The 13,418-nt window shown below is 36.5% G+C and carries 24 protein-coding genes; all 24 read right to left on the bottom strand.

Features of this window, described 5'->3' with window-relative positions; all coding sequences use genetic code 11:
- Nucleotides 1-109: 109 nt before the first annotated feature.
- The 24 genes from WFI24_RS12875 to WFI24_RS12985 all read right to left on the bottom strand — a co-directional run bounded on the left by WFI24_RS12875 (nucleotide 110) and on the right by WFI24_RS12985 (nucleotide 13,369).
- Entirely contained in the window at nucleotides 110-298 is a 189-nt protein-coding gene (locus WFI24_RS12875) for a hypothetical protein (protein ID WP_336761285.1), read from the bottom strand.
- Nucleotides 299-325: 27 nt separating this feature from the next.
- Nucleotides 326-682 carry a beta barrel domain-containing protein gene (locus tag WFI24_RS12880; protein ID WP_336761287.1) on the bottom strand — a complete coding sequence of 119 codons (357 nt, stop codon included), beginning with the start codon at nucleotides 680-682 and terminating at the stop codon, nucleotides 326-328.
- Nucleotides 679-1,095 (bottom strand): YopX family protein, encoded by a 417-nt coding sequence (locus tag WFI24_RS12885; RefSeq protein WP_336761289.1) that lies wholly within the window; start codon nucleotides 1,093-1,095, stop codon nucleotides 679-681. Before WFI24_RS12885 ends, WFI24_RS12880 begins: the two co-directional genes overlap by 4 nt.
- Nucleotides 1,085-1,468: a hypothetical protein gene (locus WFI24_RS12890; protein ID WP_336761290.1), complete on the bottom strand. Its 384-nt coding sequence runs from the start codon at nucleotides 1,466-1,468 to the stop codon at nucleotides 1,085-1,087. The genes WFI24_RS12885 and WFI24_RS12890 overlap by 11 nt, the downstream gene beginning before the upstream one ends.
- A gap of 327 nt (nucleotides 1,469-1,795) precedes the next feature.
- Nucleotides 1,796-2,083 carry a hypothetical protein gene (locus tag WFI24_RS12895; protein WP_336761291.1) on the bottom strand — a complete coding sequence of 96 codons (288 nt, stop codon included), beginning with the start codon at nucleotides 2,081-2,083 and terminating at the stop codon, nucleotides 1,796-1,798.
- A gap of 176 nt (nucleotides 2,084-2,259) precedes the next feature.
- Nucleotides 2,260-2,736: a lysostaphin resistance A-like protein gene (locus tag WFI24_RS34505; RefSeq protein WP_442956227.1), complete on the bottom strand. Its 477-nt coding sequence runs from the start codon at nucleotides 2,734-2,736 to the stop codon at nucleotides 2,260-2,262.
- 157 nt (nucleotides 2,737-2,893) lie between these two features.
- A complete protein-coding gene (locus WFI24_RS12900) occupies nucleotides 2,894-3,388 on the bottom strand; it encodes a dihydrofolate reductase (protein WP_336761293.1) in 495 nt (164 codons plus the stop codon).
- Entirely contained in the window at nucleotides 3,385-4,179 is a 795-nt protein-coding gene (gene thyA, locus WFI24_RS12905; protein WP_336761295.1) for a thymidylate synthase, read from the bottom strand. The genes WFI24_RS12900 and thyA overlap by 4 nt, the downstream gene beginning before the upstream one ends.
- A gap of 58 nt (nucleotides 4,180-4,237) precedes the next feature.
- The gene (locus WFI24_RS12910) at nucleotides 4,238-4,762 is read right to left on the bottom strand and encodes an HAD family hydrolase (protein WP_336761297.1); all 525 of its coding nucleotides are present in this window, start codon (nucleotides 4,760-4,762) and stop codon (nucleotides 4,238-4,240) included.
- A gap of 32 nt (nucleotides 4,763-4,794) precedes the next feature.
- Nucleotides 4,795-5,826, bottom strand: coding sequence for a ribonucleotide-diphosphate reductase subunit beta (locus WFI24_RS12915; RefSeq protein WP_336761299.1), 1,032 nt, complete (start codon nucleotides 5,824-5,826; stop codon nucleotides 4,795-4,797).
- An 18-nt stretch (nucleotides 5,827-5,844) separates the two neighbouring features.
- A complete protein-coding gene (locus tag WFI24_RS12920; RefSeq protein WP_336761301.1) occupies nucleotides 5,845-8,175 on the bottom strand; it encodes a ribonucleoside-diphosphate reductase subunit alpha in 2,331 nt (776 codons plus the stop codon).
- Between the two features lie 68 nt (nucleotides 8,176-8,243).
- A complete protein-coding gene (locus WFI24_RS12925; RefSeq protein WP_336761303.1) occupies nucleotides 8,244-8,480 on the bottom strand; it encodes a hypothetical protein in 237 nt (78 codons plus the stop codon).
- Nucleotides 8,481-8,513: 33 nt separating this feature from the next.
- Nucleotides 8,514-9,062 (bottom strand): hypothetical protein, encoded by a 549-nt coding sequence (locus WFI24_RS12930; protein WP_336761305.1) that lies wholly within the window; start codon nucleotides 9,060-9,062, stop codon nucleotides 8,514-8,516.
- A gap of 248 nt (nucleotides 9,063-9,310) precedes the next feature.
- Complete coding sequence (locus WFI24_RS12935; RefSeq protein WP_336761307.1) at nucleotides 9,311-9,520, bottom strand: hypothetical protein; 210 nt, start codon at nucleotides 9,518-9,520, stop codon at nucleotides 9,311-9,313.
- Nucleotides 9,521-9,623: 103 nt separating this feature from the next.
- Nucleotides 9,624-10,004: a hypothetical protein gene (locus WFI24_RS12940; protein ID WP_336761309.1), complete on the bottom strand. Its 381-nt coding sequence runs from the start codon at nucleotides 10,002-10,004 to the stop codon at nucleotides 9,624-9,626.
- Between the two features lie 53 nt (nucleotides 10,005-10,057).
- Complete coding sequence (locus WFI24_RS12945) at nucleotides 10,058-10,297, bottom strand: hypothetical protein (RefSeq protein WP_336761310.1); 240 nt, start codon at nucleotides 10,295-10,297, stop codon at nucleotides 10,058-10,060.
- A 32-nt stretch (nucleotides 10,298-10,329) separates the two neighbouring features.
- Nucleotides 10,330-10,533: a hypothetical protein gene (locus tag WFI24_RS12950; RefSeq protein ID WP_336761312.1), complete on the bottom strand. Its 204-nt coding sequence runs from the start codon at nucleotides 10,531-10,533 to the stop codon at nucleotides 10,330-10,332.
- A gap of 11 nt (nucleotides 10,534-10,544) precedes the next feature.
- Nucleotides 10,545-10,760 carry a hypothetical protein gene (locus WFI24_RS12955; RefSeq protein WP_336761314.1) on the bottom strand — a complete coding sequence of 72 codons (216 nt, stop codon included), beginning with the start codon at nucleotides 10,758-10,760 and terminating at the stop codon, nucleotides 10,545-10,547.
- A gap of 29 nt (nucleotides 10,761-10,789) precedes the next feature.
- Nucleotides 10,790-11,209, bottom strand: coding sequence for a hypothetical protein (locus tag WFI24_RS12960; protein WP_336761316.1), 420 nt, complete (start codon nucleotides 11,207-11,209; stop codon nucleotides 10,790-10,792).
- A 158-nt stretch (nucleotides 11,210-11,367) separates the two neighbouring features.
- Nucleotides 11,368-11,700, bottom strand: a complete 333-nt coding sequence (locus WFI24_RS12965; protein WP_336761317.1) for a hypothetical protein — start codon at nucleotides 11,698-11,700, stop codon at nucleotides 11,368-11,370.
- Nucleotides 11,697-12,104, bottom strand: coding sequence for a hypothetical protein (locus WFI24_RS12970; RefSeq protein WP_336761318.1), 408 nt, complete (start codon nucleotides 12,102-12,104; stop codon nucleotides 11,697-11,699). The genes WFI24_RS12965 and WFI24_RS12970 overlap by 4 nt, the downstream gene beginning before the upstream one ends.
- A gap of 34 nt (nucleotides 12,105-12,138) precedes the next feature.
- The gene (locus tag WFI24_RS12975) at nucleotides 12,139-12,444 is read right to left on the bottom strand and encodes a hypothetical protein (protein ID WP_336761319.1); all 306 of its coding nucleotides are present in this window, start codon (nucleotides 12,442-12,444) and stop codon (nucleotides 12,139-12,141) included.
- A 242-nt stretch (nucleotides 12,445-12,686) separates the two neighbouring features.
- The gene (locus WFI24_RS12980; RefSeq protein WP_336761321.1) at nucleotides 12,687-13,133 is read right to left on the bottom strand and encodes a hypothetical protein; all 447 of its coding nucleotides are present in this window, start codon (nucleotides 13,131-13,133) and stop codon (nucleotides 12,687-12,689) included.
- 35 nt (nucleotides 13,134-13,168) lie between these two features.
- Nucleotides 13,169-13,369 carry a hypothetical protein gene (locus WFI24_RS12985; RefSeq protein ID WP_336761322.1) on the bottom strand — a complete coding sequence of 67 codons (201 nt, stop codon included), beginning with the start codon at nucleotides 13,367-13,369 and terminating at the stop codon, nucleotides 13,169-13,171.
- Between the last annotated feature and the right edge of the window lie 49 nt (nucleotides 13,370-13,418).

Genomic DNA, 13,418 nt, shown 5'->3' on the forward strand with positions numbered 1-13,418 from the left:
TCGGCCACTCACTGGATCTGATTAACCACAGACCCCGAAAATGCTTGGGCTGGAGAACCGCTCACGAATCTTTCACAGAGGAACTGTCGCACTTGGTTTGACAATCTGTCTAATGATAAACTACATTATCAGGTAATTCATTTGAGAACCCTACTGATTCAATATTGATTAACTTTTGATGATGGTTGGCATCATCTTTACTTTTGAACTCTTTTCCGTCTGTAGTTACGTAGTATTCAACGTTAATCACTTTTGGCTTCGCTACCCAAGTCGATTCTTCTTTAATGATCACTCTCACTCTTAACAGCTTCCTTTCTATTTAAAACTAGACTTTCACAGACTTTTGTTGGTTAATAAGAGTCTCAATTTCTTTCAAATGTGCTAAACTCAATGAACCAATTTTCTCTCTTATACTGGCTGCCAGATCTTGACGTTCTTTTGCCCGATTGATCTTGCCCCAGTAATCTTCCGCATTGACGTATGCCTTGTAATGACCCAAGACTCCGTTATTGTTAGTAAGTGTCCTCTTATCTAATCTGATCGGATGTTTATCACCTTCTTGAGTAACATAAACACTTGAAGTGTTAACTTTTTGCACTTTATATTCTTTTAAATTTGCCTCTTTATATAGAAAGCCACTGATATTCACATAAAGAGTTTGACCAACTTCAATATTTTTCATCTCTGCACCTCCAACAGTTCAGGATTGTCGTGTATATTACCAAGTCTTCTCTGCCAGTATTTGATATCGTACCCAGTCCATCCGCCATTGCCTGCATTAGTTCTGTATGTACTCAATGGAACACTTTTATATTTTGCTTGGTGGCTGTCATAACAAATTATTTGCACTTCTTGGTTGTGTAGATGAGGGTTGGGAGTGAGAATGTCACCTACACACCATTCATCGTTATTAGTCCCATCTTTGATGCCTATGTATTTTCCAACCGTAGCTGGATCAACGGCATACCAATATTCGGTGTTAAAATACTCATCATTCCAATCTACAATTTCACCAACAATAACATTATCACCAATCAAGTAACCATAAATCCATTCACCTGTTTCGATGCGTTTGCCACGATGTTTATTGTTCATGTATTTGTTCATCCCTCATTAATTTAAACTGAGTTTTATAACCTTTACGTTTCAATCTAAGCGCGTTATTGCTAGGTTCGATGAACTCTTTCTTACGCACCTTGCTACCATCTTTGTTGTATTCCCATCCGTATTTTCCGGTTCCTTCGCATTCTGGACAATCATATAAATGCCATGGATCGTAAGGGTATCCATACTCAACACGACGTTTACCTTCACACTCTTTGCAATCTGGAAGGTTAAGTAACGGATAATCCTCTTCTATATCACTGAACATCTCATCGTAATATTTTCGCATGTACTTTTTAGTTTTTCGTGACACTTTTGCCAGCGGCTTAAAAGCGTAGTTAAAATGTTTTTGATTAAACTTCATTCTTCTTCCTCCTTGTGAAATTAGATTTTCACTAAATTTCAATACAATAGTCTTCATCAATATGTATGATGCTATCAAGCATGTGACACTTTAGAGTATCGTAATCAACAGAATTTCCATAGTTAATCTCCAAATAGTCACGAATGATTTCATCGTCTGTTGGATTGTTTGGTCTGTTAACTGATACATCGATTTCAAACATTAAGCCGATCTCGATATTATTTTTGGTCTCGAAACAAACTAGGTATTTGTTCATATTATTCTCCCAATACTTTCATTAGTTCGTTGTTATATGTATTCAATATTTTGATAAAAGACGGCTTTCATCTAAACTACTACTTTACCTTCCAGCCGATCATAAGCGGCCTTTACTCGTTCAGAAACTTCTATGTATGTATTCTTATCTTGATACAAATCAATAACTTCACCATTTTCAACAATAAATCGATTGTAATAATATTGAATGTGCTTAGTATTTCCTTCAACTTTTACGACTTGTCCCAATGTTACACACTTCTTAATTTTATACCTTACTTCCTCAAAAGAATCACAACTCAGATAGCTCTTCATGCACAGTTGGCTGTACTTCTCAATTACACTTGATTTAATTTTCATATGTATTTTCGTTCCTCCTATTTTTCATACCGTTCATCAATATATGTATAACAAAACTCTCGTTCTTGATCATATTTGCCTAACTCATAGCACATCTTCCTATGCGAGTCTCGAACTTTCTCAAATGATTTACTCCAAAACAAATAGTTGATTAACTTGCTTATCATATGTATCCATCACCCTTTCAGCGACATGATTAGAATTGTTGTGAAATTGAATAGTGCATGACTTAATATTGGAACCAGTAGGCTGTTGCTCTTTTTGTAATACCAGCACCAGATGAATCCTATAAATACATAGCCGATAAATGCGCTTAGATTAAAATGTGGTATCGCAAACACCAATGAACTTACAAGTGCAGAAAGCCCGAAACTAAACCTGCTACTAAGTTTCTTGAATATGATGCCTCTGCATATGCACTCTTCGATGAAGGGACTTATTGTTACACTATAGATGTAAAGTACAGGGATATTGACAGGCAAACTTATTACCGTAGCTGTCTCAAAGTATTGAGTTGTCAAAGAGTTTATAATATTAAATCCTATAAAAGCAAAACAAGTTGAGTAGAATATATTTTCAATATTATTTATGTGTTTATAGTTTTCCAATTCAATCTTTATCCGATCTTTATTCTTGACTATGAACCACAACATGATTGCTGGCGGTAGAACAATTAGAGCGAATTTTAAAATTATCAATCACCTTCTCAACCATCTGATCCCTCCTAAAAGAAAAAGTACAGGTTCTTTATGACCTGTACTTAGTTTATCATCTATTATGTTATATGTCTAGTATTATCTTTGTGTTTATTCATTTCTTTATTAGATGTTTTGTATTAATCTTATACACTGTCTTATCGCCCGTTACTTCTACGGTTTCTTCGGTGTATATATCCCAGTCATTCTCATCGTAAGAAGGAAAATATGAATCTCCTTTGAATGTGTGCTGAATCAAGTTGATGTGCATCTCATCCACCAACGGAATAAATTGTTCATATATTGATGATCCTCCTATAATAAAGGATTCCCGATCCGATTTATCGGCGTATTGTAGAACATCATCAATACTATTTACCACAATGCAGCCCTCTGCTTTAAAATTGAGGTCAGAAGTAAGAACTATATTTGTCCGGTTAGGTAGCACCTTTCCTATTGATTCATAAGTGTTTCTACCCATTACAATATTTTTAAACATAGTCTTTTCCTTAAAGTACTTTAGATCCCAAGGTATATGCCATGGAAGTTTTCCATTATTACCAATCAGCCTATTCTCGTCCATAGCTACAATGATTGATAATATACTCATACTGCAATTGGAGCCTTAATGCCCGGATGATGCTGGTAGTTCTCAAATTCAAAATCTTCAAGCTTATAATCAAAGATTGAATCCGGCTTACGTTTGATTATAAGCTTAGGTAAAGCATAAGGTTCACGCTCCAGCTGAGTTTTAACCTGATCAACATGGTTGGAGTAGATGTGAACATCCCCTCCAGACCAGATGAAATCACCCACCTCAAGATCACATTGCTGGGCAATCATATGAGTCAAGAGCGCATAACTCGCGATGTTAAACGGCAATCCGAGGAACGTATCCACGGAACGCATCGTAAGCATACATGATAACCTACCCTCCGCAACGTAAAACTGAAACGCAAAATGACAAGGTGGAAGCTTCATATTATTGATTTCTGCCACATTCCATGCGCTGACAAGGTGACGACGAGAGTCTGGATTATTTTTAATCGAATCAATAACCGCAGCGATTTGATCTACCTTCTCCCCGTTTGGTACTTCCCATGTACGCCACTGTGAGCCATACACTGGCCCCAAATTACCATTTTCATCTGCCCAGTCGTCCCAGATCTTCACACCGTTTTCTTTCAAATAAGATATATTGGTATCGCCGCTCAAAAACCACAACAGTTCATGAATAACCGATTTGAGATGAATTCGTTTGGTTGTTACCAGCGGAAATCCTTCGGAGAGATCATAACGGAGTTGTCTGCCAAATACAGATTGTGTCCCCGTTCCTGTACGGTCTCCTTTATGCACGCCGTTGTTCAGAATATCCTGCAATAAATCGAGATAGTTTTTCATGTTGTTATCTCCTTTAGTTAAAATTAAAAGGCAGTGGATTAACCACCGCCCATATGTTTTAGTTAAATCTTGATGCTCCTAGATCAATCTGACGCTTAATTTCCTCTTCAATCTTTGGTTCTGGAGCTTCCCATCCTTCTGGCTTGATGACTTTACCTACTTCATTGTAGTGAGGTAATCCATCAGAAAATAGCTTCTGCATGTTGGCATTATGTACAATGTCAAAAATCTTATCAGGAATGACAGATGTCTCAACAATTCCACCTTCAGCAAAGTATTTGATGTCAATCAGTGCATCAACCTGTCCAATTAGACGATCTTCAGGGAAAGGCTTGGTTAACTGCTTATCATATGTATCGTAAATTGAATTGATTAGGTTGTTTGTGTATTCACAAAACTTATCTTTGTCTCCATCAGATGACGCATAAAGCAGCTCAACAACCTCTTCCATGATAAAATTGGCTCTATTGGCAACCAACTTATCATCCAATGGTGTTGGTACTTCTGGTGCTGGACAATCAAATGCCTTTTGAAATTCTCTTACTTTTTCAAAATCTGTTTTGTGTTTATTAGTATCTGCCATGTGTATATTTATTGCTCCCTTAAGTAGATATTTTACAAATCGTCAAATCCGTTATCGTCGCCAACTTTACCGTAGTTACGCGACTTAGCTTCGAAGAAATCTGTTTTAGTAGAATTCAAAGCTTCATCTGAAAATGGCTTAATCCACGGCATACAATTCACATCTACGCCTTCATATAACTTCTCCATGCCCATTAACTTCAGGCGTTTATTTGCTGTGTATTTGATATAATCGCTCAACTCATCTAGATCAATACTCTGAATGTCTTTAAGGGTATAATAACCCCAGTTAGTTTCGAGCTCAACAGCACGATGGATTGTTTTGTATACATACTCCATGTTCTCAGGTGTGTTCAGTTCAGGGAAGTCTACCAAAAGCTGCTTGTACACTTCAGCGAAGAAGTAACAGTGTTGGTTTTCATCGCGTTGGATATAAGATACCATCTGGCTGGTCGCCATCATTTTCTGATCACGAGCCAAGTTATAGAAGAAAGCAAATGTACTATAGAAGAAGATGCCTTCAAGAATTAAATCAGCAACCATTGACTTAAAGAACGTTTGAGGATTAGGGTTGTCACGGAATTCCTGATAAATATCTGAAATGAACTGGTTTCGCTCAAGCAATACAGGATCATGTTTCCAATACTCAAAAATTTCTTTCTGCTCTTGATCAGATACAATTGAGGAAAGCACATAGGAGTAAGACTGATTATGTACTACTTCTTGCTGTCCGATAATGGCCGAGATTGCCTCCAACGATGAATCCGTAAAATATCTTTTAACATCTCCCACAAACATTGTCTGCATAGAGTCCAATACTGCTAGCAGCGAAATGTTGATTTTGAATGTGTCTTGTTCTACTTTACTAAGTTGAGTGAACTGCGAAGCATCTTTAGACATCGGGATCTCATCTGCAATCCAATGATTAAGCAACAAAACTTTGTATAGTTTGTACATGTGAGGCATTCGGATATCGTTCCAGTTAAGGATACCCGAATTTTCCCCCTCAATAATACGTGTAGATTTGTTTGGTGCTTCTGTGTTGAAGATTTTCTGAATTTTCAAATTTTATTTTCTCCTTTATTAGCTACTGCATGACTCACATTCTTCAATAGTTAAAGCTCGACTTCGAACATAATAGGTCGATTTCATACCAGCTCTCCAAGCGTGAAGATGTAATTCTAGGAAATCAGTTGCTTTGATATCTGGACGAACATACAGATTGAAGCTTTGGCCTTGATCAACGTGTCGCTGACGAGCCGCTGCCATATTGATGGAAGCATGTTGATCAACGTTAAACGCCGTTTTGTAAAACCAGATTGTTTTTTCGCTCAAATCTGGAGCTGGATTGGCAATCTTATATGTAGTTTTCTCTTCGTATGAAATCAATTCATATAGTGGATCAACAGATGCGGTTGAGCCAGCAATAATTGAGGTAGATCCATTGGGAGCAATGGCGAACATCCACGCATTACGTACCCCATTTTCTCCTACTAGAGACTGCAACTCCTTCCATTCTTCAGTAGATACATATTTCCCCTCTCTCTCACCCGAAACATAATCTCGTTTAACAAAGTATCCTCCTGTATCCCAGTCAGATCCTTTGAACTTCGGATAATGCCCTTTTTCTTTGGACAGTTCCATGCTGGCTTTAACAAGTAGATAGTTGATTTTTTCATACAGATTATCGTTATATGCGACAGCTTCATCGGACTCCCAACGAATACCTTCGAGAGCAAGTAAGTGATGTAATCCGAATGTTCCTAATCCAATAGCTCTATACTGTGCATTTGTATATTGCGCTTGTAGTACATCAATATTGTTAATATCGATCACATTATCCAACATTCGAGTTTGTATTGGAACAAGTCGCTCAAGAACATTATCTAGCACTGCTTTAGACAAATTAATGGAATTGAGATTACATACTACAAAGTCACCGGGAATCTTAGAGATAATGATACGAGTTTGACCGTCTTTAGTTACCAGCTCTTCTTTTTCAACTGTTGTAGGAGATTGATTCTGCATAATCTCTGTACAAAGATTCGAGGAAAATATCATTCCATGTACACCGTTAGTGTTTGCGCGATTCACTGTATCACGATAGAACATATACGGTGTTCCAGTCTCTAATTGAGATTTCATCACACGCTTCATAATATCAATTGCTTGAACAGTGATTCTCTGTAGTAAAGGATGGTTTACTGCTTCTTCATACTTTTCTCTGAAGGTTCCTTTGCCTAACTCCTCATCATAGAAGTCTTCCAATCCAAGTGGTCGTCCATCACTATCTTTCCATCCCATAATAGACTTTACTTCATGTGGACAGAACAGACTCCATTCTCCTCGACTTTCAACTCTTTCCATGAACAAGTCAGGAAGGCAGACACCATGGAAGATGTCGTGTGCTCTCATTCGTTCATCGCCATTATTGAGTTTCAGATCAAGAAAAGCTAGAATGTCACGATGGAATACATCCAAATACACCGCAATCGCACCTTTGCGTGTACCGAGCTGATCTACACTAACCGCTGTATTATTCAACTGGCGAATCCAAGGAACTACTCCCGAGCTTGTATTTTTGTGTCCTCGAATGTCAGAGCCCCTTGCTCTAACTTTGCCAAGATAGACTCCAATTCCTCCACCTGTTTTGCTCAGACGTGCTACGTCAGTGTTTGAATCGAAGATTCCTTCAAGCGAATCATCTACTGTATCAATGAAGCAACTGGATAGTTGTCCTGCTACTTTTTTACCCGCGTTGGACATTGTAGGAGTAGCAGCTGTCATATACATGTTGCTCATTGCCCAGTATGATTCTTTGACTAGATCCATACGTTTATCTTCAGGTTCTTGATGCATTAGATACATCGCAATAACCATATATCTTTGTTGTGGCAGTTCCATTAACTTTCCATCAAAGTCATGTGTTAGATAGCGTTCTGTAAGGGTGAGTAATCCAATATAATCGAACAGTAGATCATGTTCTGGATTAATGTAATCCCCCAATTCTTCAATCTGTTCCTTTGTATAACAGGTGAGAAGTTCTTCTCTGAAGATTCCTTTTTCAACTAAAGTTTGAATTAGAGGATAAAATGAACCGTATGGCTCATCAACATATGATTTATATTTTCGATTGTTTGCGGCCTTTTTATAAAGTTTTGTCAGTAGTCCTCTTGCAGCAACAAACTTCCAGTTCGGTTCTTCTTTTGTGATCAAGTCTAGAGCAGTCATCGAGAATGCTTCGCTGATCTCTTCTGCTGTTACCTCGTCGCGTCTTAGCTTGCTATTAACACCTTTGACCAACTTTTCCTTGTCTAACTCAAAACCACTCATTACTCTGTCTGCATATGTATTAATTCTGTTTTCGTCGAACGCTAGTTGTCTATTATTCGGTTTGTTTACTAATCGGGGCATTAAAATCCTCACTTTCAAATGTCTATATCTCTATAAAAGAATTATTTTATTTAAATCATATGTATTATTTAAGTGTAAACTTCTTCAACCTCTACAACTCTGATCCTATCGCCTACATCAAGTACATAGTTCTGTTTGAAGAATCGTCCCATTGCATATTCCACTGCTACTTTCTTCATCTCGCTAATTGTGACTGGATTTTCTCCTGCCATTTCGTAACAATCTTCCTCGTCTACATTTACCCAAAAATCAAGATCTTCTGTTTGCTCTCCATAATCTCGTTCTAGAATTACATTAAACTGCACTATCATCACCTCCTTGAATTAATCGCAATACATTTACAGATCTCTTACTTTATCAATAGCTTCTTTGGTGTCCATGAAAAACTTTTGTACATCGTCTTCTGCGTCTTGTTCAATATGTATTTTGTATAAATCGCCATCGTTATTGAAAGGTTTAATGATAAACGCTAAGTCCCATTCTGAAGGCTTTGTCTCCTTAAAATTGAATCCTCCATAGTTGCTAACATTCACTTTTGGAATCTCAAAATACATGTTTCTATCTCGACCAGATTCTGAATCCCTAACTTCTGTTTTTGCAATAAGTTTACACACCTTTGTTGACTGACGGTAAACTAGTGTTTTGATTGATTTATCTTCTTCGAATCCGTTTGAAATGAATTTGTCGTAATCGGTTCTGTCGTCCATTTCTCGTCTACTGAAGAATTCTAGCAGAGAGTCATCCAGCAAAGCATCTTTAGCGTATAGCACAGGGCAATCATTGTTTGGATCAATATAACTTTCTTTCAAACTATCCAGTACTGTGATTAATGTTCCTTTCTCATCAAACACATACAAATCAATAATCGATCTTTGTCCGTATTTCATTGAACCATTCCTTTTGCTATGTATTTTACTTACTATCTCTGGTGTGGAATACTACTCGACTAAACTCATTCCAAGCATTACTCCACACCTCTTCACCATACTTATCAAAATCTTCGAATTGCTTTTTACCAATCTTCTTCTTCATATTCTTACTAATGTAACTATCTTCGTGCAATAAATGCTCTGTATCTGTGCCAATGTCATCTTTAAAACATTCGATCAGCACTCTAGACAAACTTAACGTTGCTTCATTTAGTTGAATTACTTCTCCACTCCCTACTATTCTCTTTCATTTTTTGCATTGCCAAGAAAGTCTTTACTTCAAAGAATTCTTTTACTGACTGATCGATGTCATCAGCCTTTTGAGCGAGATGTTGTTGATCAATAGCCATATTCAAAGCTTCCAAACTTTTGTTTAACATATCTAGTGATTTTTGAAGCCGAGTATTTCTATTCATCTTCAACACCTCTTCTTTGTTGTTGTTTACTTTCTTAGTATAAGTCTATAATACCCATTTGTAAAGTATTATCTTTGTCTTTTAAGGATGATTATTTGTTTATTCAATCCCTAGGCGGTAGGTTGAATTTAATAATACCAAACAAAGTATCGTTTGTGCTTCCGGTAAAGTTATCCAATACATGTTCATTCTCTTTGTCTGTGTGTTCAATAATTAGTACATTGTAATTGTAATCATAGCGCATACCACCCAGCCTGAACATAACCGGAATGTTTAATGAAGAAGCTGCTGTTGTAATTGCTTGAACTAGTTCTGATTCGTGTTTTTCTCTGATAGTGTTATATGTTCCGTTCTGCAGAGTAATGGTGTATGGAGTATCGTCCACACTAAAAGTAAATGTATTGTTGCTGGCTGTGATTGTAACTTGATTATGGATATCTACAGATCCCCACACTTGTTGTCCGTACGTAGCTATAATTCCCAACTCCTTTAATATCTTGTTAGTTTAATTCTTTGTGAAAGGTACAATTTATCAACTTAATAGCTTTCGTTTGTATATGGAACAATTACGATCTCTCCATCTTCATCAATGAAACTGATGGCATAACAATCAATATCATAGCCGGGACTTTCGAAACCGCCAATGTACTCATATTTACAATCAGTAGAATAGTTACTTTTCACATCGTCGCAAATAGCCTCAAGATATGCCACCTTATTGTTGTTCTTATACTCTTCAATTTTACCGACAATGTAATCCTCAATTCTTTCTTCCATATTTCCCCTCCATTCTTTGTAAATTGTGCATTTCATTCAGAATCTTCTTCGTCTTCTTCGATTAAAGACTCAATATATCTGTCAAAAATATCAATCAACTCATTCCAGTGACCATCTTTATTGTCTTTTAGAAAATCATTTCTGGTTCCAATTAAAACAGCAGTTGCCGACATACCACTTTCTCTTAATGCCTGAATCAGAGCGAATTCCTCTTGTTTATAATCACATGTAATCATGTATATCTCCCCTATACCTGATATCGTTTAATTGTTTCTATAATATGTGTTACTTCAAATGTATCAAATCCTGAACGCTTTACTTCTTCTGCAATGATATCTGGAGATGGTAATTCCTCGTGATAGGTCATGACTGTCTCTGCTTCGTCTCCGTTTAGGGCCACCTCGTCAGCATTCATCTTTTCAAGAATGAGATATTCATGTGTTTCTTCATCATACTGTCTCATATATTTCCTCTTCCTCTGACTTTCTGCTTTTATTTATATATGTATGAACAAAATTCTTCTTGTAAGTATGCCTTACCTTTTTCTGAGATTTGTAAGGCTGGGTACTTCATTACTGCTGAAAGACCATATGGATGAGAATCCCCAAAGAGATAGTGAGTTAGGTCTTTTTCATCTGAAATATTGGCTAGATTTGAAATTTTCATAATCGTATTATATTTATTCAGATTAATTTTTTCATCTAATTTAATCTGTGAAAACCAACGCATAAACTGAATCTCATGAGGATCTGTGAGCACGGTTAGGTCATCTGATGACACTGTTTTTGTTGATGAGGTTTCTGGAGCATACCCACATCTTTCCAACTCATACTCTCTCTTTTTTTCTTTTAAGACCATCGAAAGCTCACTCTCTAGTTCTTTAAGTTGATGTAATGTTAGCAGATTAAGCATATACATTCTCCTTCTTGATAAAATTTGACTTTCACTAACTTATTAATTGTGAAACACAAAATCGCTTAAACTCAAATCATTATTTACTTCTTTTCGCAGTTCAGAAATCTTCTCATTATAATAGTTCAACTTAGATACCTTCGCTGTTTCAAACTTCTTCAAATTCTCTCTGCATTGTTTCTTAAAGTGCTTAATACACTCATCCTTATCATAAAAATATTTAACGATACACCTCCATATGATCGATAACCAGTGTTATCATATGGAGCAATAACTGTACTAGAAAGTTTCCCATTCTCTTTTATTTCTCGAAAATGAAATTCTGAATAATACACTCTTTTATTTTTCGGTAAGTCTTCATTGCTAACAACTACAACTTTTTTAGGTTGGATATGACGAATTGCCTTATTGTCTACATCATTGTAGCGGTAGTCACAAATCCAAACTTCTTCACCAATCTTCACCTTTTCCTTATATTCTGAATGATTCATTGCTTATCTCCTTTAATGACAAACATAATATTAGAGAACCTTTTACTTTCAATTCTACTGCCCTCTTGATGGATGTAACGATTAATCCAGTCCTCGCTAAACTTGCCGTATTTCTTTTCATTGAACAACCATTTCATTTCAGTGATGGCTTCTTTAAAGTTAGACAGCCCTGCGAACAGAATCAGTACTGGAAATAGGACAGTTGTTAACACTATCGCAGAATAACTTGAGAGTTGCTGCATAATTACTCTTTCATCGCTGTAATAGTATTCATAACGTGCATTCCACTTCTTCTTTCTTTTTGGAAACAAATAGTTGTGCTGTTTCTTAGATAGTTTAAATTGTTTGTAACCACGATCAACGGGATTTCTATATGTATATTTATCTTTGTCTTCTTTACCCACTCAGCTCCTCCTTTCCTTTGAAATACTCTTTCAATCACTCTCTTATCCTCACAATTACATCACCATAGTAAAACTTGTTTGCAATCGATACAGTTACGTTGTATTTGTGCCCCTTTTGTAAAAGAGTAGTACGTGATTGCTGCTCATCATCAAAAAGAATCTTTTCCTTGCTATCGCTTGTTTTAAAAATAATTGCGGTATATGGGGTTTCATCTGAACCTCGATCTATCCTGTAGCTGTCTTTATAGGTGAGACCACTATATTCTTTGATTTCATATCCACAACCAGACAACAGTAAACCAAAAGCTAAAATGCAAAGCATTCTTCTTAAACCCTTCACTCTGTCCCTCCCTCCTTTGAAATACGCCATTCATTTGGATATTGCTAGTTCGTATAAGTCAAACAACAGTCCCACCAAAAAGAAAATAACATAATACCCTGCGACTGTAACAGTGAGACCGAATAGCTCATTCAAGCCAGCTACACATATCGCATCAAATCCAAAAAGTGATAAGAACCATGCCAATATTAAAGCACTCACACAATTCAGTTAATTGTCCTCCTTTCTATTGGAACTCTCCATTACCGACAGATATTGAGATAATTTTTGATAAACTCAATCAGCATATCCACGTCCTTCTCTGTCGTATATTCGTTAATTACAAATTTATCGGCATCAATAAATTTGCTGTAATCTCCACCACCATGATACTCATCAGCAACAAGAATCTTCAACTGCAAGTTGCCTGTTATCTGCAGCAAATGAATATCGCTGCCTTCTGAAATTGGAAAGTCAATTTCACGCTTGTCAATCTTATTTTCTTCAATATATTCATTTATGGAATACAAAACGTCATCGCATTGATCCTCACTAAAGTAAGAATTATATCCGGGCATTTTGTTTCTAAAGTATGCACTAAGTTTATTATTTAACTCAGTCCGATTCCGCTCAACTACCCCATCCATTGATGCAACTAAGCCTACTTTTTCAGCTTCTCTCACATAGTACCAGTCAGCATATTTTGTCATTTATTAAATCCCTTCTTTATGAAATCTCACATTTATCAAACTTCCAGTGAGCTAATTGTTTCTATAACATCTATGTATATTGCGATTTCAGCATTGATATTTGCTATATCCTCGAACACACCTTTTGAGTGTCTGGATACGTCTTTATCTTTGAGAATAGATATTACCAGCTTCTTTTTTGCTTCCAGCTCATTTACTTTAGTTTCGTACCTTTCGATCGCTGCGAATTTATCCATATCTTTTCCTTTTCTCTAAGAAATATATCTTTCATAAGCTCTATAAGTG

Origin of the sequence: Paenibacillus sp. USHLN196, from assembly GCF_037144955.1 — a bacterium.
Lineage (GTDB): Bacteria > Bacillota > Bacilli > Paenibacillales > Paenibacillaceae > Paenibacillus > Paenibacillus xylanexedens_C.